The organism is Amycolatopsis sp. NPDC114504, from assembly GCF_055633595.1.
In genome coordinates, this window is sequence record NZ_JBVKDU010000005.1 from 380,395 (window position 1) to 402,857 (window position 22,463).

The following is a 22,463-nucleotide window of genomic DNA, read 5'->3' on the forward strand; positions in this document are numbered from 1 at the left end:
GCCGGTCGGGCCCGCACCGCTTGGCCCGCTCGGCCAGCCGCATCATCCGCGTTGCCGGTCTGGCCGCACCGCCCAACCCGCCCCGGCCGATCCGCCCGCACCGGTCCGCACCTCGCACCGCCTGGCCTGTCCGCTCGCTCCGCCCACCCAGCCCGCCAACCGCCGGCTCGCACTGCCAACCCGCCCCACTCGCCCGGCCCGCTCGCTCCACTTGGCCGACCCGCCCAGTCCGCACCGCCTGGCCCGGACCGCGCTCGGCCGGCCCCGTCCCGGCCGCGAGTAGTTCACCGCACCGCCACCCCACGAATTCGCGCACCCTCTGTCCGCAGTGCCGCTCACCGGACAGAACTGCGCGGAAGTCCCCTTCTCCCCGCGCTTTCCGGGCACACTCCTCGCAGCACGGTTGCGGGCCCGAGGCGCCCGCGGCGAGCCTGAGCACGGATCCCGGTCGGAAACTTTCCGACCAAGACCGAGGGAGTACCGCGATGGCGCACCGAACCCGCACCCTGGCCGCCGCTGCCGCGGCGGCCGCCCTCTGCGCGCTGGCGTTCCCGGGCGTCGCCGCCGCCGATCCGCCCCGTGCCCTGCCCGGCAACGCCTCCGACTTCGAAAAGACCTTCCAGCCCGCCTTCGACTACGACAAAGACGGCTGCTACCCCACGCCCGCCATCGGCCCGGACGGCACCATCGCCCCCGGCCTCTCCCTCGGCGGCGACACCAACGGCCACTGCCGCGACTCCTGGGACCTCGACAACACGAACTCCTACTCGCGCCAGAAGTGCGACAACGGCTGGTGCGCCGTCATGTTCACCCTCTACTTCGAGAAGGACCAGGCCTCCCTCGGCCCGGGCAGCGCCGGCCACCGCCACGACTGGGAGCACGTCGTCGTGTGGGTCAAGGACAACCAGGTCGAGTACGTCGCGACGTCGCAGCACGGCGGCTTCGCGATCCACGACCGCGCCAGCATGCGCTTCGAGGGCACGCACGCGAAGGTCGTCTACCACAAGGACGGCGGCTCGACCCACTGCTTCCGCGCCGCCAACGGCAACGACGACCCGCCGGAGAACCACAAGGGCACGTGGCAGTACCCGACGCTCGTCGGCTGGGACGGCTACCCCGCCGGGATCCGGGACAAGCTGACCCAGGCGAACTTCGGCAGCGCCACCTTCGGCATCAAGGACGACCAGTTCGCCGGCAACCTCGCCAAGGCGAAACCGTCCGGGATCCCGTTCGACGAGAACGCCTAGGTCGTCACCGGCCCGCTGCGGCCGCGCTTCAGCTCGAAGAACCCCGGCGTGCCGGTCACCAGCAGCACGCCGTCCCACAGCAGGCCGGCTTCCTCGCCGCGCGGGACCGGGCTGACGACCGGGCCGAAGAACGCGTTGCCGTCGACGTGGATCGCCGGGACGCCGAGGTCCTCGCCGATCGGGTCGAGCGCGGCGCGGTTCCCGGCGCGCAGGTCCGCGTCGAGCTCCGGCGATTCGGCGGCGTCCGCGAGTGACGCCGGCAGGTCCACCGACGCGAGCGCGGCGACGATCGTTTCGCGCGTGACGGGCGCCTTGTCGCGGTGGAACCGCGTTCCGAGCGCGGTGTAGAGGTCGCGCAGCACCCCGTCGCCGTGCGCCCGCGACGCTGCCAGCGCGACGCGCGCGGGGCCCCACCGCTCGTCGAGCCACTTCCGGTACCAGTCGTCCACCGGCCGGCCTTCGTTGTGCAGAGCCAGGCTGAAGACGTGGAACCGCGTCCGGACGTCGCGGACGGCCTCCACCTCCAGCAGCCAGCGCGAGGCGATCCACGCCCACGGGCAGACGGGGTCGAACCACAGGTCAACGGTTTTCACCGGGCTCACGCTAAGCGGGGGAGCGGCCCGGCAGAAGATCCAATTCCGGCGGGCCGGACCGGGCCAATCAGAGCCAGCCGCGCTCGTCCGCGATCCGCACCGCCTCGACGCGGTTGCGCGCGCCGGTCTTGGTGATCGCCGCCGAGACGTAGTTGCGGACCGTGCCTTCGGACAGGTAGAGCCGCGACGCGATCTCGGCGACCGTGGCACCGGTCCGGGCGGTGATGAGCACGTCCCGTTCCCGCGCGGTGAGCGGTGATTCGCCCGCGGCCAGCGTGGCGACCGCCAATGCCGGGTCCACCACGCGTTCCCCGCTCCGGACGCGGCGGATCGCGTCGGCCAGGACGTCCGCGGGGGCGTCCTTGACGACGAACCCGGCCGCCCCGGCGTCCATCGCGCGGCGCAGGTAGCCCGCGCGCCCGAACGTCGTGAGCATGACGACCCGGCAGTCCGGCACCTGCGCGGCGAGCACCGCCGCGGCCGCGAGCCCGTCGAGCCCGGGCATCTCGATGTCCAGCAGCGCGACGTCCGGCCGGTGTTCCCGCGCCGCCGCGACGACCTCGTCGCCGCGGCCGACCGACGCGACGACCTCGAAGTCGTCCTCCAGCGCGAGGAGCGCGCACAGTGCCTGACGCACCAGTGCCTGGTCGTCGGCGAGCAGCAGGCGGATGGTCACAGCGTCACCCGCAGCCGCCAGCCGCGCGGCCGGACCGGTCCGGCCCGGAACTGCCCGCCGGCGGCCTTGACGCGTTCGCGCAGCCCCGCCAGCCCGGAGCCCTCCTCGGGGGTGCCGCCCACGCCGTCGTCGACAACCTCCACAGTGGACTCCGTGAGCGTCACCGCGCACCGCGTCGCGCGCGCGTGGCGGGCCACGTTGGTCAGCCCTTCGCGGACCACCCAGCCGAACAGCTCCTGCCGGGCCGGGTCGACGACGTCGGCCGCGGTCGGCAGGTCGGCGGTGACGCCGCACGCGCGCAGCAGCTCACGGCCGCGGGCGAGCTCGCCGGCGAGCGTGACGTCCCGGTAGCCCGACACCGCCGCGCGCACGTCGGTCAGCGCCTGGCGGGCGAGGTTCTCGACTGCGGTCATCTCCTCGCCGGCGCGGGGGCCGTCGGTGTCCAGGAGCCGCCGGGCCAGGGTGCTCTTCACCGTGATGGCGGTCAGCGAGTGGCCCAGCAGGTCGTGCAGGTCGCGGGCGATCCGGGTCCGTTCGGCCTCGGACGCCAGCCGCGCGACCTCGGCCCGGGCCTCGACGAGCGCGGCGTTGGCCCGGACGGCTTCGGCGAAGACGTGGACGACCAGCACGGTGAACACGAGCGCGACCGCCTGCGTCCATCCCGCGGTGCCCCACGCCACCCACGGGACGACCAGCGCCGCGAGCGCGGCGACGACCACGAGCGCGCCGGAGTGGCGCGGGAGGCGGGGTACGGCGAGGGACACGACGACGGTGGCGAGGAAGAACGCCTCGGCGTGGGCGAAGGGGAGTGCGGCGGCGAAGAGGACGGCCAGTACCCCCAGGAGTGGCCAGAACCGGCGCGGCGCCCGCTGCGCCGCGGCCCGCGCCGTGAAGACGTAGCAGCCGACGAAGACGGCGACGAGCACGCAGCCCGCGACCGCCGCGCGGCCGGTCGAGTGCTGCAGCACGCCGGGCACGGTCACCGCCGGGTAGACGAGCATGCCCGCGTCGAGCACCATCACCCGCCAGCCGCGCACCCAGCGCTGCACGTCGGCCGGTTCCGTCCTGTCCATCACCGGCACGCTACCGGCCCCGCGCCCGCCGGCCGTTGACGAGCACCGTGACACCCAGCAGGAGCAGCCCGCAGACGGCCTGTTCGATCCGCAGCCACAGCGGGAACAAGCCGGGCAGGGCGACGATGACGACGATCGCCACGAGCATCACCGCGGCGACGATCCGCAGTCTCAGCAGTCCTTTGCGCGACCCGCGGGCCGCGCTGCGGGCGAAGGCGAACGTCAGCAATGAGCTGGCGACGACGAGGACGGCGCGCACCCAGACGGCGTCGGTCACCATCGCGTGGTCGTTCCGGAAGAGGACGATCGCGATCAGGGTGAGCACGGAGAGCGTGGCGTAGCCGCCGGTGAGCAGCAGCACCGGCCGGAAGCGGACGGGTTCGGTTCGAGTCGTGGTGGTCATGCCGGAAATGCTCGTCGCGAGGGGTGTCCGGACGGCAGTGCCGTCCCGCAGCGGCCGCCCATGACATTTGTCATCGGCGCGGCACTGGGAGAGCGCTCTCACAGCGTGCTACAAAGAAGGGGTGACGACGCATCCGCCCCCGGCGCCGCCGACCCTGGAGGACGTCGCGCGGGTCGCCGGTGTCTCCCGGGCCACGGTGTCCCGCGTGGTCAACAGCGTGCGCAACGTCGACCCGAAGCTGCGGGAGACCGTGGAACGCGCCATCGCCACCACCGGATACGTGCCGAACCGCGCGGCCCGGTCGCTGGTCACGCGCCGGACCGGTGGAGTGGCGCTGGTGGTGTCCGAGCCGGAGCGGCATGTCGAGGCGTTCACCGGCGGCGTGTTCGGCGACCCGTTCTTCGGCCGGGTGGTCGAAGGTGTCGTCGCCTACCTGCGTCCCCGGGGGATGCACCCGCTGCTGATGCTCGTCGACAGCGACGAGGAGCGGGAGAAGCTCGTGGCGAAGCTGCGGCAGGAGCAGGTGAGCGGGGTGCTGCTGATTTCGCTGCACCCGGCGGAGGACCCGTTGCCGCGCATGCTGACCGACGCGGACGTCCCGACGGCGTTGTTCGCACGGCCCGGCCGTCCGGCCCCGGTGAGCTACGTCGACGTCGCCCACCAGGACGGCGCCCGGCTCGCGGCGGACCGCCTGGTCGAGCGGGGCTGCGCCCGTGTCGCGACGATCGCGGGCCCGGCGGGCACGCCGGCGGGCCAGGACCGGCTGGCGGGCTTCCGCGACGCGATGGCAAGGCACGGCCACGCGTACGTGGCGGTCGCGGAGGGCGACTTCACCGAGCACGGCGGCGAGCGCGCGATGGAGCGGCTCTTGGCGGAGGAACCGGCGCTGGACGGGCTGTTCGTGGCGAACGACCTGATGGCGTACGGAGCGTTGACGGTACTGCGCGAAGCGGGCCGGCGGGTGCCGGAAGACGTGGCGGTGATCGGCTTCGACGACAGCAGGGTGGCCCTGAGCTGCCGCCCCCGGCTGACGACGGTCCGCCAGCCGGTGGAGGAGATGGGCGCGGCGATGGCGAGGATGGTCCTGGACCGCATGGCCGACCCGGCGGGCCGAGCGGAGTCGGTGATCTTCGACCCGGAGCTGGTGGTCCGCGACTCGGGTTGAGTGAGGGATGGCGCCGGTCGGGGTCCCGGCGTGGGGGATGGGTGGTCCGCCCAGCCACCGACTCCGGCTGCAGACCTCGGTCGCCGCGCCGCTGGCCGCCGACTTCGGCTGACAGGCCGCCGACCCAGCTTGGCCCGCGGAGCCCTGAGCGCGGCTCCGGCGCCGGTACGGTCCCCGGCTTGAGGCCGGTTGGTCCGGCCGGCCATCCCGGGGCCACCACATGCCGATCATCGACGCCAGCCGCCGCGCCGCCAGCTGCCACGCCGCCAGCTGCCGCTCGCCGGGGCGCCAGCCGCCAGGCCGCCGATTGCCGGCCCGCCGACCGCGAGCCGCCGGGTCGCCGTGGCCACCGGCCGTCGGGCCAGCCCTGGCTGCCGACCACCGCCAAGCCGCCGGCTCCGGCCGCGAACCTCGGCCGCCGGGCCACCGGCAGCCTGCCACCCGCCCGCCGGCCGCGGGCCCGCCGACCGCCAGCGGCCGGGGCACCAGCCGTCGGGCGAGCCCGGGCAGCCGGCCACCGGCCGCCAGCCATCGGCCGCCAGCCCGCCGACCGCCAGCCACCGGCCGCCAGTCCGCCGACCGCCGGGTCACCAGCCGTCGGGCCAGCCCGGGCCACCAGCCACCGCGCCGCCAACCCCCGCAACCGCCGTCCGATACTCCGGCCGCGTGGCCTGCCGGGCAAGGAACCCGGCCTGTCCGGACAGTTCCGCCCCATGGTCTGGACATCCGGCCGATCACTGTGCTCAGATCGAAACCGCCTTTTCCAACGTTGTAAAACTGGCTGGGTCCCCCTGACCGGAACGGAGTTCCGCCGTGCGGACGAGAGCACCGAAAATCCTCCATCTAGTGAGCGTCCTGGCCGTCGCCGCGGCGGTGGTCGCCGTCGGGACGCCGGCCGAGGCCGGGCCTGCCGCGCGGCAGTCCGTCACCGCCGGAAACGCGCGTTTCCAGGTCCTCTCCCCGACCCTGATCCGCACGGAGTACGCGGGCGACGGCCGCTTCACCGATGCCGCCACCTTCAACGCCGTCGGCCGCGGCTCGTTCACACCTCCCGCGTTCACCTCCACGACCTCGAACGGCGTGCTGACCATCCGCACCAGCGCGACGACCCTGACCTACAAGCTGGACTCCGGCCCCTTCGACTCCTCGAACCTCCAGATCCGCACCACGGCCGGCGCTCCGGTGACCGCCGCACCCTGGCGTCACCTGACCTGCGCGACCGGCGCCCTCTGCGAGGCCGAAGACCTGACCGCCGACGGGCTGGGCGTCGCCGCCGACCACCCCGGCTACACCGGGGAAGGCTTCCTCGCCGGCTTCGAAAGCACCGGTACCTCGGCCACCGCCGACGTCCTCGCCGCCACGGCCGGGACCTACAACGTCACCGCCCGGTTCGCCAACGGCCAGGGCGGGGACGGCCAGCACGTCACGCGCACGCTGAGCGTGTCCGTCGACGGCGGCGCCGCGCAGAAGCTCACCCTGCCCACGACGGCCGACTGGAACAGCTGGGCCACCGCGTCCGTGCCGGTCGCCCTCGGCGCGGGGCGGCACAACCTCCGCCTCGAGCGGACCGCGACCGACTCCGGGAACGTCAACATCGACGCCCTCGCGGTGCTGACCGCCGGTGCGGCCTTCCCGCCCGCGTCGGCCCGCGCCTTCACCGGGTGCGCCCTCGATGTCAGCTGCGAAGCCGAAGCCGCCCTCCGCGCGGGCTCGGCCGTGGTCGCGACCGACCACGCCGGGTACGCCGGACGCGGGTTCGTCGCCGAGCTCAACCGCGGCTCGGCGCTGACCCACCGGGTCGTGGCCGTCCCGTCCGCCGGCACCTACCAGCTGGACGTCCGCTACGCCAACGGCACCGGCGGCGACGGCCTGCACCAGACGCGGACCGCGACGGTCGCCGCGTCCGGCGTGACCCGGACGCTGTCCATGCCCGCCACCGCGAACTGGGACACCTGGGGGAGCGCCTCGGTCCCGGTCGACCTCAAGGCCGGCACGAACGACGTCGTCCTCGGCTGCCCGGACGACGCCAGCTGCCACGTCAACATCGACACCGTCGCGGTCACCCGCGCCGGGGCGGCGGTCCCGCAGCCGCACCTGACGCTCGGGGGTTACCGGCGCGGGCTCGACGGCGTCAACGGCGACAACGGCACGCCGTCGCTCACCGAAGGGCTGCTGCACCAGGACGGCTGGTACCTGCTCGACGACACACCCTCGGCGCTCTACGACACCGCGGCCGGCAAGGTGACGCAGCGGCCGTCGCACGGCGGGAACCCCTACCAGGACGGCTATGCCTTCACCTTCGGCCACGACTACAAGGCGGGCCTGCGGGACCTGGCGACCCTGACCGGGCCGTCGGAGCTGCTGCCGCGCTGGGCCTACGGCGTCTGGTACTCGGAGTACATCGACCGCACCGCGGCCGACTACCGCGACAAGATCCTGCCGAAGTTCCGCAGCGAGGGCGTCCCGCTGGACGTCCTGGTGACCGACACCGACTTCAAGGCGCCGGACACGTGGAACGGCTGGCAGTTCGACAAGAACAAGTTCCCGGACCCGGCGGGGTTCTTCGCCTGGTCGGCGTCCCAGGGCCTGCACAACACCCTGAACATCCACCCGAGCATCATGGGCTCGGACCCGCAGTTCGCCCGCGCGCAGGCCACGGCCAAGGGCAAGCTGGCGAAGTCCGGGTGCGGCACCGACTGCTACGTCTTCGACTGGGGCGACCCCGACCAGCTCAAGGCCTACCTCGACCTGCACGGCGACATGATGAAGCAGGGCAACGACTTCTGGTGGCTCGACTGGTGCTGTGACGCCGCGAAGTCGAGCCTGCAGGGTGTCACGCCGGACGCGTGGATCAACCAGAAGTACGCCGAGCTCTCCGCACCGGCGGTCGAGCGGGGCTTCGTGACGTCGCGGGCGTACGGCTCGCTGCAGGCCGGCGGCTACGGCGGCCCGGTCGGGCTGTCGACGGGACCGTGGGCCGACAAGCGCAGCACCGTCCACTTCACCGGCGACACCTCGTCGACGTGGGGCACGCTGCGGATGGAGGTCGGAATCACCCCGGCCGAGTCGGCCGCGACCGGCCTGTCGCCGATCAGCCACGACATCGGCGGCCACAACGACACGACCGGCCTGCGCGGCAGCGAGACCTACACCTCGGGCGGGCAACAGCACCAGACGGTCAAGCTGCCCGACGACCTGTACGCGCGGTGGGTCCAGCTCGGCACGTTCCAGCCGATCGACCGGCTGCACAGCAACCACAGCGACCGGCTGCCGTGGCAGTACGGCGACGCGGCGAAGGCGTCGGCGACGAAGTTCCTGAACCTGCGCGAGAACCTCGTTCCCTACACCTACACCCTCGCCCAGCAGGCGGCGACGACCGGTGTCCCGGTGGTGCGGCCGACGTACGTCGAGTACCCGGACGAGCCCGCCGCGTACGCCGCGGCCGGGAGCGAGTACTTCTACGGGCCGGACATGCTGGTGGCGCCGGTGACGTCCGCCGGGACGTCGGCGACGACGTCGGTCTGGTTCCCGCCGGGCCAGTGGACGGACTACTTCAGCGGCAAGTCCTACGCGGGCGGCACGACGCAGCAGGTCACGTCGGACCTCGGCACGATGCCGGTGTTCGTGCGGGCCGGCGGCATCGCGGTGACGCGGACGGCCGACGTCCCCAACGACGTCCAAAGCCCGCTGAACCAGGCGACCATCACGGTGGCGCCGGGCTCGTCGGGGTCGTTCTCGCTGTACGAGGACGACGGGACTTCGGCCAAGCACAGCTCGACGACCCGGATCACCTACACCGAGCGGCGCGGCGCCCACACGGTGACGGTGGAGCCGACGCGGGGCCGGTCCCAGGTCGCTTCACGGGACTGGACGGTCAAGTTCCTCGGCGTGACCTCGGCACCGTCGCGGGTCCGGGTCGGCGAGGGCTGGGCACCGTCGCGGAGCTGGAAGTGGGACGCGGCGACGCAGACGTTGACGGTGACGGCCCACGGCGGGCACGGGCCGGTGACCGTGGCGTACTGAGACTACCGGCGGGCGGAGCCGGTATGGCCGTCGAGGCCACCACGTGGGGTGGTGGCCTCGACGGCGCCCGGCTCGGCCACCCTGTGGGTTGAGTGGCCTCCACGGCCCGAGCCGCGCGTGCTCGACGCGCGGCTCGGGCCGTTGCTTCGTCGCCGGGTCACTCGAGCCCGGTCAGCACTTTCTCCAGTCGCGTTCCTTCGGTGCCGGTCTCGCCCGCGAGCCGCTTCGTTTCGGCGTCCGCACCCGAGGTCTGTTCGCCCTTCGCCAGGACCACGACCTGCGCCGCGTGGGCCCGCAGCAACGCGACGAGCCGCCGGTCGAACTCGGCGCCGCCGCCGGTGCGCAGGGCCACCAGGTCCGCTGCGGTGACCATGCCCGGCATCTTGTGTCCACTGTGGACGTCGGAGGCCGGCAGCCCGGCCCGGTCGCGAGCCGCCTTCAACCGCGTCAGCAACCGCTCCGACGGTGCTGCGACCGACTCCGCGGCCGAGCGCACCGCCGGGTCGGCCGCGTGGGCGGGAGCCAGCCGGGCCGCCGCCAGGGCGTTCTCGGTCATCGGCACCACGAGCTCCAGCCACGCGACGTCCGTCGGGTTGAACGGCGACGCGGGGCCGGCGGTGGGGGCGGGGCCGGTGGTGGCGCACCCGCCCATGGTCGCCACCACCGCCGCCCCCACCAGGAGCAGCCGTCTCACGGACGGCCGGGCAGCCGGTAGTTCGGCCCGAGCACGGTGCCCCGGTCCGGCTTGTACAGGTCGAACCCGCGCGGGTCGCACTGGAGCCCGCCGTTGATGCAGTGCGTCACGAGCGCCGCCAGTGTCGCGGGGTCCCACGCGTTGAAGAAGTCGTAGTGCCACGAGTACCCGCGTCCGCTGGCCAGGTGCACGGCGGACATGTCGCCGCTCACCGGGAACGCCATCTTGAACTCCAGCATCGGCACCGGCACCGGGTGGTCGCCCGGGCACGTCAGCGTCGCCCGGTCCGGGTACGCCATGTGACTCTTGTGGTCGGCCGAGTCCAGGTGGACGCCGTCCCAGCAGCTCGGCGCCTGGTAGCGGATGTTCAGCTGGCTGCCCGGCGTGCACTGCACCGGGATGTCCCAGTTGTGGAAGCTGTCCCCGCACTCCCAGCCCTCGATGGCGCCGGGCGCGTGCTGGAACTCGTCCTGCGTCGCCGTGACACTGCCGGCGACGTAGCGCAGGCCGGGCGGGAACGGCACGACCTTCGTGTAGTCGAGGATGCCGGACTTGTAGTAGACGACCTGCGCGAAGTTCGGCAGCACCACCTGGTTCCCGTTGTAGACCGTCGGGAACCAGTACGCGGACAGGTCGTCCGGCGCCAGGCACGTGGTGTTGCCGACGCCCGAGTTCTGCAGCGACTGCAGGGTCGTGGCCGCGTTGGTGGTCTTGTTGCCGATGAAGGTGTGGTCGTGGGACGCGCCGGGCAGCCCGGGAAAGACGATCGGGTCGTCCGGCTGGTGGTGGCTGGGGGAGCAGTTGACCTGGAACTCGTGGTGGGTCACCAGGTCGTCGGCCCCGGCGGGCGACCAGGTGGCCGCGGTCAGGAAGGCGCCTGCCAGCACGGTGGCGGCGGTGCAGGCGAGGAGCGCGGCTTTCGTTGCCAAGGGTCCTCCACGGTGAGGTGCCAAGGATGGGAGAGCGCTCTCCCACAGCATGCGCAGCGAGCCGCCGCCGTGTCAAGGACCGCCCGGATGCACGACCGGACAGCCATTGTCCGATTCCCGGCCGGGATCTTGACAACGCGAGGCGCGGTGACGAACCATCGGAAGTCCCGGAGAGCGCTCTCCAATCTCCGTCCCCTGTCGTACGGGAGTCATCGTGGACCGACCGTCGCTCCTCCGTGCCGTCCCGGCACTGGTGGCCCTGCTGGTGCTGGGGCTGCTGGCCGGCCCGTCCCCGGCGCACGCCGCCACGCTGCTTTCCCAAGGCAGACCCGCGACCGCGTCGAGCAGCGAAGGCGCCGGCACCGCGGCGTCGGCGGCGGTCGACGGCGACGCCGGCACCCGCTGGGCGAGCGCCTGGAGCGACCCGCAGTGGCTGCAGGTCGACCTCGGCGCGCCGGCCGACATCAGCCAGGTCACGCTGAACTGGGAAGCCGCCTACGCGACCGCCTACGAGATCCAGGTTTCGGACAATGCCGCGTCTTGGCAGACGGTGTACAGCACGACGACGGCGTCCGGCGGTATCCAGAACCTCGCCGTCAGCGGTCATGGCCGGTACGTGCGCTTCTACGGCACCCATCGCGTCGGCGGCTACGGCTACTCGCTCTGGGAGTTCCAGGTCAGCGGCACCCCCGGCACGTCGACGCCGGGCGGCCCCGGCGTCACGAAGGTGACCGGCAGCCAGGGCAACTGGCAGCTGAGCGTCGACGGCGCGCCGTGGACCGTCAAGGGCCTCACCTGGGGACCGCCGGTCGGCGAAGCGGCCACGCGGATGCCCGAGCTGCACGCGATCGGCGTCAACACCGTCCGCACCTGGGGCACCGACGGCACGACCCAGCCCCTGCTCGACGCCGCCGCGGCCAACGGGATCAAGGTCGTCGCCGGCTTCTGGCTGCAACCCGGCGGCGGCCCGGGCAGCGGCGGCTGCGTCGACTACACGACGGACACGAACTACAAGAACACGATGCTCGCCGAGATCCAGAAATGGGTCACCGCGTACAAGGCGAACCCCGGCGTGCTGATGTGGAACGTCGGCAACGAGTCGATTCTCGGGATGCAGAACTGCTACTCCGGCACGCTGCTGGAGCAGAACCGGATCGCCTACACGCGCTTCGTCGACCAGGCCGCGCAGGCGATCCACGCGATCGACGCGAACCACCCGGTAACCTCGACCGACGCCTGGACCGGCGCGTGGCCGTACTACAAGGCGTACGCGCCGAACCTCGACCTCTACTCCGTCAACTCCTACGCCCAGGTCTGCCAGGTCAAGCAGGACTGGCTCGCGGGCGGCTACACGAAGCCGTACATCATCACCGAGACCGGCCCGGCCGGCGAGTGGGAGGTGCCGAACGACGTGAACGGCGTGCCCACCGAGCCGACCGACCAGCAGAAGCGCGACGGGTACGTCAACGCCTGGAACTGCGTCCTGGCCCACCCCGGCGTCGCCCTGGGCGCGACGCTCTTCCACTACGGCACCGAGGGCGACTTCGGCGGCGTCTGGTTCAACATCACCACGGGCAACGAGAAGCGGCTGTCCTGGTACGCCGTCCGCCGGCTCTACAGTGGACAGACGAGCGGCAACACGCCGCCGGTGATCTCGTCGATGAACCTCAGCTGGACCACCGACGTCCCGGCGGGCGGCACGTTCACCCTGACCGCCGGGGTGTCCGATCCGGACGGTGACCCGATCACCTACACCATGGGCTACAACAGCAAGTACATCAACGACGCGGCCGGCCTGATCCCGGCGCAGTTCACCGGGACCGGGACGTTCACCGTCACCGCGCCGCAGCAGCTGGGCGTCTGGAAGATCTACCTCTACGCCCGCGACGGCCACGGCAACGTCGGCATCGAGACGCGCTCGCTGCGCGTGGTCGCCCCGCCGGTGCCGGGCACGAACCTGGCCCGCGGCGCGGCGACCACGGCGTCGACGTACCAGGCCGACGGTCCCGGCGCGCCCTACCCGCCGCAGGCCGCGACGGACGGCAACACCGCCACACGCTGGGCGAGCGCGTGGGCCGACCCGCAGTGGCTGCAGGTCGACCTGGGCAGCCGGCAGGCGTTCGACCACGTCCAGCTGGTCTGGGAGTCCGCCTTCGGCAAGGCCTACGAGATCCAGGTCAGCGACGACGCGGCGAACTGGCGGTCGGTCTACGCGACGACGACGGGCGACGGCGGCGCCGACGACCTGGCGATCTCGGCCACGGCCCGGTACGTGCGCATGTCCGCGACCCAGCGCGGCACAGCGTACGGCTACTCGCTGTACGAGTTCGGCGTCTACCGCCGCTGACACCCGGTCGGCGCCACCAGCCCGGTGGCGCCGACCACGCATGATGCCCCCGCAATCACGCGAGATGCCCGCCCAATCACGCCCGATGCCCGCCCAATCACGCGAGATGCCCCTCCGGGCACGGACCGTTCCCATCCCGCTGCGCACCGCACCCGACTGGACTCCGTTGCCAGGACGGTACTTTTGCCGCACCGCCCCGAAATCCGACTCTCTACGCTCCGATCCATGGCGGACACCCCGACTCCCGAGGTACCGCTTTCCCGCGCCCGCCGCTGGACCTGGGTGCTCGTCGGGGTCGCCGCCGCGTACGGCGTCTGGCACGGCTACGGCATCACCGTCGCACCGGAACGCCCCTTCTTCTGGCTCGGCGTGGCGTTCGACGTCTTCGTCGGCGTCGTCGCCTGGCTGCTGGGCCGTGCCTGGCCGCCGGTGGCGCGCTTCCGCCCCGACGTCATCGCCTTCGACAACGACGAACTCCCGTACGCCGACATCACCGAGGTCCGGCGGGGAGCCGTGTCGGCCAAGCCGTTCTGGCTCGCCTTCTGGCTGCCGACGTCGCTGGTGATCGGGCTGATCGTCGCGCTCCGGTCATCCGGGGACTTCGACCGCGAAGTCGTCGAACTGCACACCGGCCGCGGCGCGCGGCTGCGTACGCGCTGGCGTCACTACCGAGGGGCGGAAGCGTTCCTCGCCGCACTGCACGACAAACGGCCCGACCTCGAAGTCCGCTACGGCGTCGACGCCGGCATCTACGCGCGGGACCACGCGCCGCGGCTGGGTGCCGGCGGCGGCTTTCTCGCCTTCGGGCTCGGGCTCTGGCTGTTCTTCGGCAGCTGGTTCGGGGTGCAGCTGCTCGACCAGTCCCTCGATCGCGGCCCCTACCCGGCGGGACCGACGTCCGCCGCGATCACCCGGCTGACCTCGGACCTCTCCGGTTTCGCGCCGCTGCCCGGCGTCGCCCGCGACTTCACCGAGTGGCCCTGCGACCGCACGAACGACCTCATTCTCGGGCCGGACCCCGGCGCCGCCGATCTGCACCTGAAGCTCGAGGGCCGCACGGTGCAGGCCGGCGCCGTCGAAGCGCGGCTGCGGCAGGCGGCCGGGATGGACGCGGGCCAGTACCTCGACCGGCTCGGCCCGGACGACCTCGACTTCGAGCTCGACATCCCCGAAGACGACGACCTCTACATCGAGTTCTCCACGGGCTGCGTCACCGACGACGCGGTACCGGGCCTGCGCGACGACTTCACGAAGCTGGCCGCGGCCTTGGGAGTGCGCTGAGGTGGGGCGGCGCGGCGGGAACGGGAGCTGGGCGCGTGGCCACCCCCAGCGGCCACGTGACTTCGCCCCGCGGCCGCTGCGCCACCCCGGGGTCCGATGTCCTGTTTTCGAAACACCGAACGGGAGTATCGTAGTCTTTCCGGGACAGGCTGTGTCAAGTTTTCGGAACAGCTACGCTGACGGTTGTCACGTTTCCTGGATGAAGGTGGTGTGTGGTGAGCGATGAGCGCAGTTTCGCCGAACGACTGGCGCACCTGATCGCGACCGTGCACCCGCCGGACCGCAAGCCGTACTCCTACCGGGAGATCGCGCACGGCGTCGCCGAGCAGACCGGCGTGACGATGTCGGCGACCCACGTCCAGCAGCTCGCCGTCGGCGCGCGCAAGGATCCCAAGCGCTCGCACATCCAGGCGCTCGCCCAGTTCTTCGGCGTGCCGGTGACGTACTTCTTCGACGACGAGGTCGCCGGGCAGGTCGATCGCCAGGTCGGGGACGTCGTGGCGTGGCGCGACAGCGAGGCGCGGAACCTGGCGCAGCGGGCCATGCAGCTGTCGCCACGTGACCGCGAGACCGTGACGGCCCTGCTCGACCAGCTGGCCGGCTACGACGAAACCCGGCGCCGCGATCGTCGGCGGAAGCCCGAGTGACGGCGGAAGGTCGGCTACGATGACCTCGTCCGTGCTGGCGCCCCGGTGCATCCGGCTGGCGCCCGGTGACCGGGGAGGACCCATCGACGAGCGCGGCCTGACGGACCTCCGAGTCCGGGCCCGGCAGCGGGTGCGGACGGTGCTCGCCGCCGTCCCCTTGCCCCGGCCGTGGTCGATGAACGCGTGGGTCGACGGCCTCGAGGCGTGGCGCGGGCGCGAGATCGACCTCGTGCCGGTGGAGTACCGGCCCGGCCGGCCCTCCGGCGCGTGGCAGGCCCGCCCGGACTACGACCTGATCGCCTACGTCGAGCACACGTCGGCGCTGCACCAGGACCACATCATCGCCCACGAGCTCGCCCACATGCTGTGCGCGCACACCGGGACCTGCCAGATCTCGGAGACCGAGGCCGCGCAGCTCGCCCCGGACCTGGCGCCGCGGGCGCTGTCGCACCTGCTGACCCGCGTGACGACCGGCACCGACGAGTACGAGGCCGAGCTGATCGCGGTGCTCCTGATGAGCGCGGCGACGAGCGAACCTCCCGCCGTTCAGCCGGGCGCGTCCGGCCGGGCGGCGGATCAGGCTAGGCGGCTGGCCGCACTCCTGGGATAGTCGCGTCTCGTGATCGACATTCTGTTCGTCGGGGTCGGGCTCTTCGCGTTGGCCATCGGGATCTGGCGGGCGGTCCGCGCCCGGCGCACCGGCGCGGGCATCGGCCTGGCCGTCTCGCTCATCGCGCTCGGAGCGGCGTTCTGCTTCCTGTCGAACCGCGCGCAGGTGTTCGAGAGCGAGATCCACCCCAGCCTCGGACGGCTGCTGTCGAACCTCGCGACGATGGTCGCGGCCTACGGGATCGGGCTGACCGTCGCCGAGATCAGCGGCACCCGCGACCGCGGCCGGCGCACGCGGCTCGTCGCGCTGGGCGTCGCATTGACCCTGTTGACGGTGATGTTCTTCAGCACGTCGGGGCTGCCGCGTGGCATCGGCCTGTTCGACGAGCTCTACCGCACGCACCCGACGCTCGTCGTCTACGTCTTCGTCTACACGGTGTACCTCGGGCTCGCGGTTCTCGACATCGGCGTGGTGGCGGCCGTGACGATCCGCGCGAGCGGCGGCGCGCTGCGGGCGGGGCTGACGTTGCTGCTGCTGGCGTCGGCGTTCGCGGTCGCCTACCTCGGGGGGAAGATCGTCGCGACGATCCGGGCACTGCAGGACGACCACCCGGCGAAGGCGCTGTGCCGCGGGCCGTTCTCGACGCTGCCGTGCACGCTCGACGTCGGCTTCCCGGCCGTCTCGGTGCTGCTGATCGTGGTGGGGCTGACGATCCCGTCGATCCCGGGGCTCGTGGCCGGCCGCCGCGACGCGAAGACGCTTCGCCTGATCCGGCCGTTGCGCGAGCACCTGACGCGGCGGTTCCCGGAGATCGTCCGCATCGACCCGGGCGGGCCGTCCCGCCGTGAGCGGTTGCTGACGGCGATGAGCGAAACGAACGACGGCCTGATCCTGGCCGGGGTGACGCCGGAGCTGGCGCCGCCGACGGCGGCGAGGCTGGTGCGCGACCTCCCGGACGAGCCGGGGGAGGAGGCCCCGCCGGTCGCTCAGGCGGAGCCGTTCGCCGCGGACGTCGCCCGGCTGCGGGCGATCGCGCGTGCGTACCGCAAGGTGGACGGCGGGGCGGTGGACGTGGTCACCAGCTCGGCCCGGTGACGCGGCTCAGCCGGCGAAAAGCGCCTCGAGCCGCGGCTCCCAGCCGCGGTCGGTGAGCGCCACCAGCTGCAACGCCGTCGCGCGCCCGGTCAGCGGCAACAGCGGCCGCACCTCGTCACCCACCCGCGAAAGGGTCTCGTCATCGCCGCCCATCGCGACGGTCACGTGCGCCGGCGGGCGAGGCCCGAACCGTCCGCCGTAGGGCGAGATCTCCGGCCATCGAGCGCACACCGCGTCGGTGATCGGCTGGAGCGACGGAGCCGGGAGCGCCGCGAAACCCGGTGCGCTCAGGAACTCGCCGAGCCGCACCTCGGTCGGCGACACGGCCGAGGCGAGCGACCGGACCGCGTCCAGCACCGTGGAAGTCAATTGAGCATCCGGCAAGAAGGGGTACAGCGCCGTCACGTGCGCGGGCAACCCGGGCCGGACCAGAGCGGGGTCGACGAGCCGAGCCGCGTCCAGCGCGGGTTCGGCGGCGGGCAGCAGGATCACCAGCGCGGTGGTTCCGGTTTCGGGCACCCCCGCATCATGGCAGTCAGGCGGCCGCGCTCTCCGAGAACCGCCCGTCGCGGGCCAGGGCCAGGCTGCGCCGGCACAGCTCCACGAGCTCCAGGTTCGCGCGGCTGCGCGGGCTGCGGCCGCAGAGCCCGCACTCGATCACGACGTCGCCGGTCAGCTCGTCCACCGCGACCAGCGCCTGGTGGTCGCAGCTGCGGCACCAGCGGTAGCCGATCGCCGGGTTCGTGTGCACCGGGGACGACACGCAGTCGTGCAGCCAGCGGCGGTGCGTGCGGCACGTGACGCGGTCGGTCGGGTCGATCCGGCCGTCGTCTTCGGCGTGGTCTTCGCCGGCCAGCGTCGCCGCGAGCAGTGGCTGCCGCGCCGCGGCGGGCCGGTCCTGCGGGTTCGGACTGGCCCACGCGTGGTGGTCGCCGCATCGGCACTTCTCGGACATGTCGCCCCCAGTGGTCGGGTGGTTCGATCCGTCGAGTGTGACCGCGGCAACAGAGGGTGGACAACCGGGAAAACGCTCAGTTTCGACCAGCGGCAGGGGTGTCGCGGCGGGCGGATGAGCGGACTTCGCCCCCCGTGTATGCGAACATATGTTCTATGACGGACGAGGGGCCCATCCTGCACGCCGACCTCGACTCGTTCTACGCGTCGGTCGAGCAGCGCGACGATCCGGCGCTGAAAGGGCGGCCCGTCATCGTCGGCGGCGGGGTGGTCCTGGCCGCGAGTTACGAGGCCAAGGCCTATGGCGTGCGCACGGCGATGGGGGGTGCGCAGGCCCGGCGGCTGTGCCCGCACGCGGTCGTCGTGCCGCCGCGGATGTCGGCCTATTCGGCCGCGAGCAAGGTCGTCTTCGAGGTCTTCCACGACACCACCCCGTGGGTGGAAGGCCTTTCGATCGACGAAGCCTTCCTCGACGTCGGGGGGTTGACCAGGATCGGCGGACGGCCCAGCCACATCGCCGAACGGCTGCGCACCGCCGTCGCCGAGCGCGCCGGGCTGCCGATCACCGTAGGGGTTGCGCGGACGAAGTTCCTCGCGAAGGTCGCCAGCCGCGTGGCGAAGCCGGACGGTCTGCTGGTCGTCCCGCACGACGCGGAGCTGGAGTTCCTGCACCCGCTGCCGGTCGGCGCGCTCTGGGGCGTCGGCAAGGTCACCGCCGAAAAGCTGCGCGCGCGGGGGATCACGACGGTCGGTCAGCTGGCCGCGTCCGAGCCGGTGGACCTGGTGAGCATGCTCGGCCGGGCGGCCGGCGGCCACCTGCACGCCCTCGCGCACAACCGGGACCCGCGCCGCGTCGAGCTCGGCCGGCGCCGCGGGTCGATCGGCGCCCAGCGGGCCCTCGGGCGCGGCCGGCGGACCCCGGCCGAGCTCGACGTCGTGCTGGTGGCCCTGATCGACCGGATCGCCCGGCGGCTGCGCGCCGCTCACCGCGTCTGCCGGACGGTGACGATCCGCCTGCGCTTCGCCGACTTCACGCGGGTGACGCGCTCCCACACGCTGAACGAACCGACCGCGGGCACGGGTGTCCTGCTCGCCGCGGCGCGGGAGCTGCTCGTGGCGGCGCTGCCGATGATCGCCGACCGCGGCATCACGCTGCTGGGCGCGGCGCTGTCCAACCTGGCCGACGAAGACCCGTTCCAGCTGGCGCTGCCGTTCGAGCGGCAGCGGGCGACCGAGCTCGACACGGCGCTGGACGCGGTGCGGGACCGGTTCGGCAAGGCGGCGGTCACCCGGGCGGTCCTGCTCGGCCGCCCGGACGACCTCGAAGTGCCCCTGCTGCCGGATTGACGCCCGAAAGCGCTTCAGCTCCGGCCATCCGCCATTCCGGGCCGATCGGGAATGCGGGCGTGCGCGAGCGCGGAAAGCGCGGCGGGCCGCAGCGCGTCGGTGCGGTTCCACAGCCGGGGGTCGACGCTCTCGCGCTGGCCCGCCTGTTCGACGACTTCGAAACCGGCTTCCCGCAGGAAGCCTGCCATCGCCGCGGGGGAGAGGAAGGTGCGCCAGGGCTCGCCCTGTTCCGCCGCGACCGGCGCGACGGCTTCGGCGTAGCCGTTTCCGGCCGCGTCCCGCAGTTCCGCGGGAAGCAGGTGATCGGTGACGATTTCCGATCCGGGTGCGAAACCGCCGAGATCCGTCAATGTGGCGAGAATCGCCTTCCGGGTCAGGTACATGGTGACACCGAGCCAGCTGACGAACACGGGGCGAAACGGGTCGAGTCCACTCTGGACGAGCCGTTCCCGGAGCGGATCGGCTTCGAAGTCGACCGGGACGAAGGTGACCGAAGCGGGCACGGCGACGCCGGCGCCCCCGAGCAGTTCTCGTTTGGCGGCCTGGGTCGCCGGCCGGTCGACCTCGAACACGCGGAATCGTGCGGGCGCGTCCCGATAGGCGAACGAATCGAGCCCGGCGCCCAGAATCACATACTGGTCTATACCGGAATTGGCGCGCCGGAGCCGGTCTTCGGTGAACCGGCTCCGGCACACCGCCTGGGCGCGGGCGCCGGCCAGGACGGGATGGGTACCGTGGAGGTGGTGATAGGCCAGGAGTTCTTCGGCGTGCGCGCCGAGGAGAGCCGCGGCGAGGGTGTCGGAGAAGACGATCGGCTCGGCGTCGACGAGCAAATGTGCCGCCCGCGCGGCGGCCGCGGTGAACGCCGTGCGACTGACGCGAGGCGCAATACCGGGAAAATCGGCAGTGGTCATGCGCACACGGTACCGATTCGATTTCGACTATATCACAAAAACAAATATTCAACAAGATGACGCGCATTTCGGCTAGGTTGCGGTCATCCTGGACGAGGGCGAGGCGGCCACCGGGCGACCATTGTGGACGCTTCGCGGGTGTCGGGCGTGCCGGACGGGATTCGACAGGTTAAGGTCTGTCCGACCGTGTTCTGGAGAAGATGAGGAACCACGAACCATGGCACAACGGGTGCACGTCGAGATGGTGGACGACCTCGACGGGAGCGAGGCTTCGCAGACCGTCCCCTTCAGCCTCGACGGCGTGACGTACGAGATCGACCTTTCCGAAGACAACGCGTCCGCGCTCCGGGACGAGCTCGCCCGCTACGTCGCCGTCGCGCGCCGCATCGGCGGCCGCAAGGTGCGGCTGGCGACCGGTCAGTCGCTGTCGGGCTCGTCGAGCTCGGGCACCGACCGCGAGCGCAACCGCCAGATCCGCGAATGGGCGCAGGCCAACGGCTACGAGGTCGCGGAGCGGGGCCGTCTGTCGAGCGAGATCATCGCGGGCTTCGAAGCGGACGAGGCCGCGGCCGCCGAGCCAGCCGAAGCCAAGCCGGCGCGCAAGCGGGCGTCGCGCAAGAAGGCCTGACGCCGGAACCGGTTGCGGGACAAGGAGTTCTCGCGGCCGTGCGGTAGTGCTGTCTCGCGCGCCCGGGGTCGGGGAGATCCCGGGCGCGATACGCATGCTCGTTTGTTTGTTTCCCACCGGGCCGGCTTCGCCGGCGACTGTCCTGATCGGCTCGTCCTGGGGCGCGCGACCGGTCTTCCGTCGCGTGTGGATCTTCCGATTCGTGTCGCCGGCGCGAAAAAACGCGGCGAGCGGACATTTCCCGGCCGGTAAAGCTTGTCGGAGGGTGGGTCCGATGGCCAGACTGGCAGTGCTCCGCGCGGCCGGTACCGCGCCGGAGCACGGCCCGGTGGCCGCCTCCTCCCTCGATGGCCACCGGGCCGCCTTACTCTCGCCCCGCCGGGCACCGTCGCCGCGAAGCGCTTTCCGCCTCTCGCGTGCCGCCGTTCGGGCATTTCTGTAGACAATCGACCGCGACGAGCGCACACTCAGACTACTCCATACTGTATACAAACTTCAGTCGAGGGTTCTGAGGAGGCGGTCGCGATGACCGAAGTCCGCGAGCTCCGGGACGTCTACGGACGGCGGTACCGCGTCGGGCAGTCCGACCGGGAGCTGCTCGGCCGGCCGCGGACGTGGATCACGTGGCTGGCCGCGGCGTCGATGCTCGCCGCCGGGGTGCAGCAGTACGGCTTCGGGGCGATCGTCCCCGCGCTGAGCCGGGACCACGGCTGGACGTTCGGCGGGATCGTCCTGTCGCTCGCCCTCTGGGCGATCTGCCAGGCCGGCACGGCTTTCCCGGCCGCCTGGCTGCGGGAACGCGGCCTGCTTCCGGCCCCCGCGGCGATGGCGGCCGGCGCGGTGCTGTGCGCCGCCGGGCTCGTGACGCTCGGGCACGCGACCAGCCTGCCCGCCGTCTTCCTCGGCTATTCGGTGCTCGGCGGGCTCGGCACCGGTCTCGTCTACGCCACCTGCGTCGGCGCCGTGCTGGCCTGGTTCCCGGACCGGACGGCGCCGAGCGCGGGCATCGTGAGCGGCGCGTTCGCCTACGGCAGCGTCCCGTTCGTCGTGCTCGCCGCCGCGTTGCCGGGCGCGCGGCCGGTGCTCCTCGACGTGACCGCGGGCGTCGTGCTCGCCGTGATCGCCGGGTGCGCCGTCCTGCTCCGGTACCCGCCGCGGCACTGGTGGCCCGCGACGCCCGAGCCCCGCACCTGGGCGCTCGACCGCGCGCACAACCGGCGTCCGGCCGTCCGGCACTACCGGCCGGCGGAGCTGTTCCGGTGCGGGACGACCCTCGCGCTGTACCTCGTCATCGTGCTCGCGGCCGCCGTACTGCTGTTCGACCTCGCCTACCTGGCGACCTTCGTCGCCGAGCGCAGCGGGCCCGGGCTCGCCGCGGCCGCGTTGGCGCTGCTCGCCGCGGCGACCGGCAGCGGGCGGGTCCTCATCGGCCGCCTCGCCGACCGGCTCGGCCGGCACCGCATCCTGCGGTTCGCGCTGCTCGCGGGCGGTGTCGCCCAGTTCGTCCTCTTCTACTCGGGCGAGCACCGGCACGCCGTCGGGCTGTTGCTGGGTGTCGCGCTCGCCGGCCTCGGGAACGGCTGCTGCTACACGCTGCTGCTCGGCCTCGTGCGCGAGTTCTTCGGCGAGGAGTCGCCGGCGCAGAACTTCGGGATCCTCTATTCCGCCAAGGCCGTCGGTGCGGTGGTCGGGATCGGGCTCGCCGCGCTCGTCGTGACGTCGCACGGGTTCGTCGGCGCGTTCGCCGCGGCCGGGGTGCTGAGCCTGGCCGGCGCGGTCCTGTCCGGGCGGCTGACCCAGCCGGGCCGGCCCAAGTCGCTGCTGCCGGCGGCCTGAC

The 22,463-nt window shown here is 72.5% G+C and carries 20 protein-coding genes; 11 read left to right on the forward strand and 9 right to left on the reverse strand.

Annotated features, from left to right (window positions below; translation table 11 throughout):
* The first annotated feature begins 485 nt into the window (after positions 1–485).
* Positions 486–1,247 carry an NPP1 family protein gene (locus ACZ7PG_RS37810; protein WP_470243983.1) on the forward strand — a complete coding sequence of 254 codons (762 nt, stop codon included), beginning with the start codon at positions 486–488 and terminating at the stop codon, positions 1,245–1,247.
* On the opposite strand, the gene ACZ7PG_RS37815 is transcribed toward ACZ7PG_RS37810, so the two are convergent.
* The 4 genes from ACZ7PG_RS37815 to ACZ7PG_RS37830 form a co-directional block, all read right to left on the reverse strand.
* Positions 1,244–1,840: a mycothiol-dependent nitroreductase Rv2466c family protein gene (locus ACZ7PG_RS37815; RefSeq protein ID WP_470243984.1), complete on the reverse strand. Its 597-nt coding sequence runs from the start codon at positions 1,838–1,840 to the stop codon at positions 1,244–1,246. The genes ACZ7PG_RS37810 and ACZ7PG_RS37815 overlap by 4 nt on opposite strands.
* 67 nt (positions 1,841–1,907) lie before the next feature.
* Entirely contained in the window at positions 1,908–2,516 is a 609-nt protein-coding gene (locus tag ACZ7PG_RS37820) for a response regulator transcription factor (RefSeq protein ID WP_470243985.1), read from the reverse strand.
* Positions 2,513–3,589 (reverse strand): sensor histidine kinase, encoded by a 1,077-nt coding sequence (locus ACZ7PG_RS37825; RefSeq protein WP_470243986.1) that lies wholly within the window; start codon positions 3,587–3,589, stop codon positions 2,513–2,515. The genes ACZ7PG_RS37820 and ACZ7PG_RS37825 overlap by 4 nt, the downstream gene beginning before the upstream one ends.
* Positions 3,590–3,599: 10 nt before the next feature.
* Complete coding sequence (locus ACZ7PG_RS37830) at positions 3,600–3,992, reverse strand: hypothetical protein (RefSeq protein ID WP_470243987.1); 393 nt, start codon at positions 3,990–3,992, stop codon at positions 3,600–3,602.
* A 121-nt stretch (positions 3,993–4,113) separates the two neighbouring features.
* Between ACZ7PG_RS37830 and ACZ7PG_RS37835 the strand changes: the two genes are divergently transcribed.
* Together ACZ7PG_RS37835 and ACZ7PG_RS37840 are read left to right on the forward strand one after the other, a co-directional pair.
* Complete coding sequence (locus ACZ7PG_RS37835; protein ID WP_470243988.1) at positions 4,114–5,157, forward strand: LacI family DNA-binding transcriptional regulator; 1,044 nt, start codon at positions 4,114–4,116, stop codon at positions 5,155–5,157.
* A gap of 846 nt (positions 5,158–6,003) precedes the next feature.
* Positions 6,004–9,180, forward strand: coding sequence for a TIM-barrel domain-containing protein (locus ACZ7PG_RS37840; protein WP_470243989.1), 3,177 nt, complete (start codon positions 6,004–6,006; stop codon positions 9,178–9,180).
* 157 nt (positions 9,181–9,337) lie between these two features.
* Here the strand turns inward: ACZ7PG_RS37840 and ACZ7PG_RS37845 are convergent, their stop codons facing one another.
* Together ACZ7PG_RS37845 and ACZ7PG_RS37850 are read right to left on the reverse strand one after the other, a co-directional pair.
* Positions 9,338–9,874 (reverse strand): DUF305 domain-containing protein, encoded by a 537-nt coding sequence (locus tag ACZ7PG_RS37845; RefSeq protein WP_470243990.1) that lies wholly within the window; start codon positions 9,872–9,874, stop codon positions 9,338–9,340.
* Positions 9,871–10,803: a DUF1996 domain-containing protein gene (locus tag ACZ7PG_RS37850; RefSeq protein ID WP_470243991.1), complete on the reverse strand. Its 933-nt coding sequence runs from the start codon at positions 10,801–10,803 to the stop codon at positions 9,871–9,873. The genes ACZ7PG_RS37845 and ACZ7PG_RS37850 overlap by 4 nt, the downstream gene beginning before the upstream one ends.
* A 214-nt stretch (positions 10,804–11,017) precedes the next feature.
* On the opposite strand from ACZ7PG_RS37850, the gene ACZ7PG_RS37855 reads away from it, so the two are divergent.
* From ACZ7PG_RS37855 to ACZ7PG_RS37875, 5 genes are all read left to right on the forward strand, one after another.
* Positions 11,018–13,150, forward strand: coding sequence for a discoidin domain-containing protein (locus ACZ7PG_RS37855; RefSeq protein ID WP_470243992.1), 2,133 nt, complete (start codon positions 11,018–11,020; stop codon positions 13,148–13,150).
* 225 nt (positions 13,151–13,375) lie between these two features.
* Positions 13,376–14,431 carry a hypothetical protein gene (locus ACZ7PG_RS37860; RefSeq protein WP_470243993.1) on the forward strand — a complete coding sequence of 352 codons (1,056 nt, stop codon included), beginning with the start codon at positions 13,376–13,378 and terminating at the stop codon, positions 14,429–14,431.
* A 215-nt stretch (positions 14,432–14,646) separates the two neighbouring features.
* The gene (locus ACZ7PG_RS37865; protein ID WP_470243994.1) at positions 14,647–15,078 is read left to right on the forward strand and encodes an XRE family transcriptional regulator; all 432 of its coding nucleotides are present in this window, start codon (positions 14,647–14,649) and stop codon (positions 15,076–15,078) included.
* A 19-nt stretch (positions 15,079–15,097) separates the two neighbouring features.
* Entirely contained in the window at positions 15,098–15,688 is a 591-nt protein-coding gene (locus tag ACZ7PG_RS37870; protein WP_470243995.1) for a hypothetical protein, read from the forward strand.
* 9 nt (positions 15,689–15,697) lie between these two features.
* Entirely contained in the window at positions 15,698–16,783 is a 1,086-nt protein-coding gene (locus ACZ7PG_RS37875; protein ID WP_470243996.1) for a hypothetical protein, read from the forward strand.
* Positions 16,784–16,789: 6 nt separating this feature from the next.
* On the opposite strand, the gene ACZ7PG_RS37880 is transcribed toward ACZ7PG_RS37875, so the two are convergent.
* Together ACZ7PG_RS37880 and ACZ7PG_RS37885 are read right to left on the reverse strand one after the other, a co-directional pair.
* Positions 16,790–17,302: a 2'-5' RNA ligase family protein gene (locus tag ACZ7PG_RS37880; protein ID WP_470243997.1), complete on the reverse strand. Its 513-nt coding sequence runs from the start codon at positions 17,300–17,302 to the stop codon at positions 16,790–16,792.
* Positions 17,303–17,318: 16 nt separating this feature from the next.
* The gene (locus ACZ7PG_RS37885) at positions 17,319–17,738 is read right to left on the reverse strand and encodes a hypothetical protein (RefSeq protein ID WP_470243998.1); all 420 of its coding nucleotides are present in this window, start codon (positions 17,736–17,738) and stop codon (positions 17,319–17,321) included.
* A gap of 155 nt (positions 17,739–17,893) precedes the next feature.
* On the opposite strand from ACZ7PG_RS37885, the gene dinB reads away from it, so the two are divergent.
* On the forward strand, positions 17,894–19,084 hold the full coding sequence (gene dinB / locus ACZ7PG_RS37890) for a DNA polymerase IV (RefSeq protein WP_470243999.1): 1,191 nt from the start codon (positions 17,894–17,896) through the stop codon (positions 19,082–19,084).
* Between the two features lie 14 nt (positions 19,085–19,098).
* Here dinB and ACZ7PG_RS37895 read toward each other — a convergent pair whose 3' ends face one another.
* Complete coding sequence (locus tag ACZ7PG_RS37895; protein ID WP_470244000.1) at positions 19,099–19,998, reverse strand: class I SAM-dependent methyltransferase; 900 nt, start codon at positions 19,996–19,998, stop codon at positions 19,099–19,101.
* Between the two features lie 217 nt (positions 19,999–20,215).
* Here ACZ7PG_RS37895 and ACZ7PG_RS37900 point away from each other — a divergent pair, with 217 nt between their 5' ends.
* Both ACZ7PG_RS37900 and ACZ7PG_RS37905 read left to right on the forward strand, forming a co-directional pair.
* Complete coding sequence (locus ACZ7PG_RS37900; RefSeq protein ID WP_470244001.1) at positions 20,216–20,626, forward strand: histone-like nucleoid-structuring protein Lsr2; 411 nt, start codon at positions 20,216–20,218, stop codon at positions 20,624–20,626.
* 525 nt (positions 20,627–21,151) lie between these two features.
* Positions 21,152–22,462, forward strand: coding sequence for an OFA family MFS transporter (locus ACZ7PG_RS37905; RefSeq protein WP_470244002.1), 1,311 nt, complete (start codon positions 21,152–21,154; stop codon positions 22,460–22,462).
* Position 22,463: the final 1 nt, after the last annotated feature.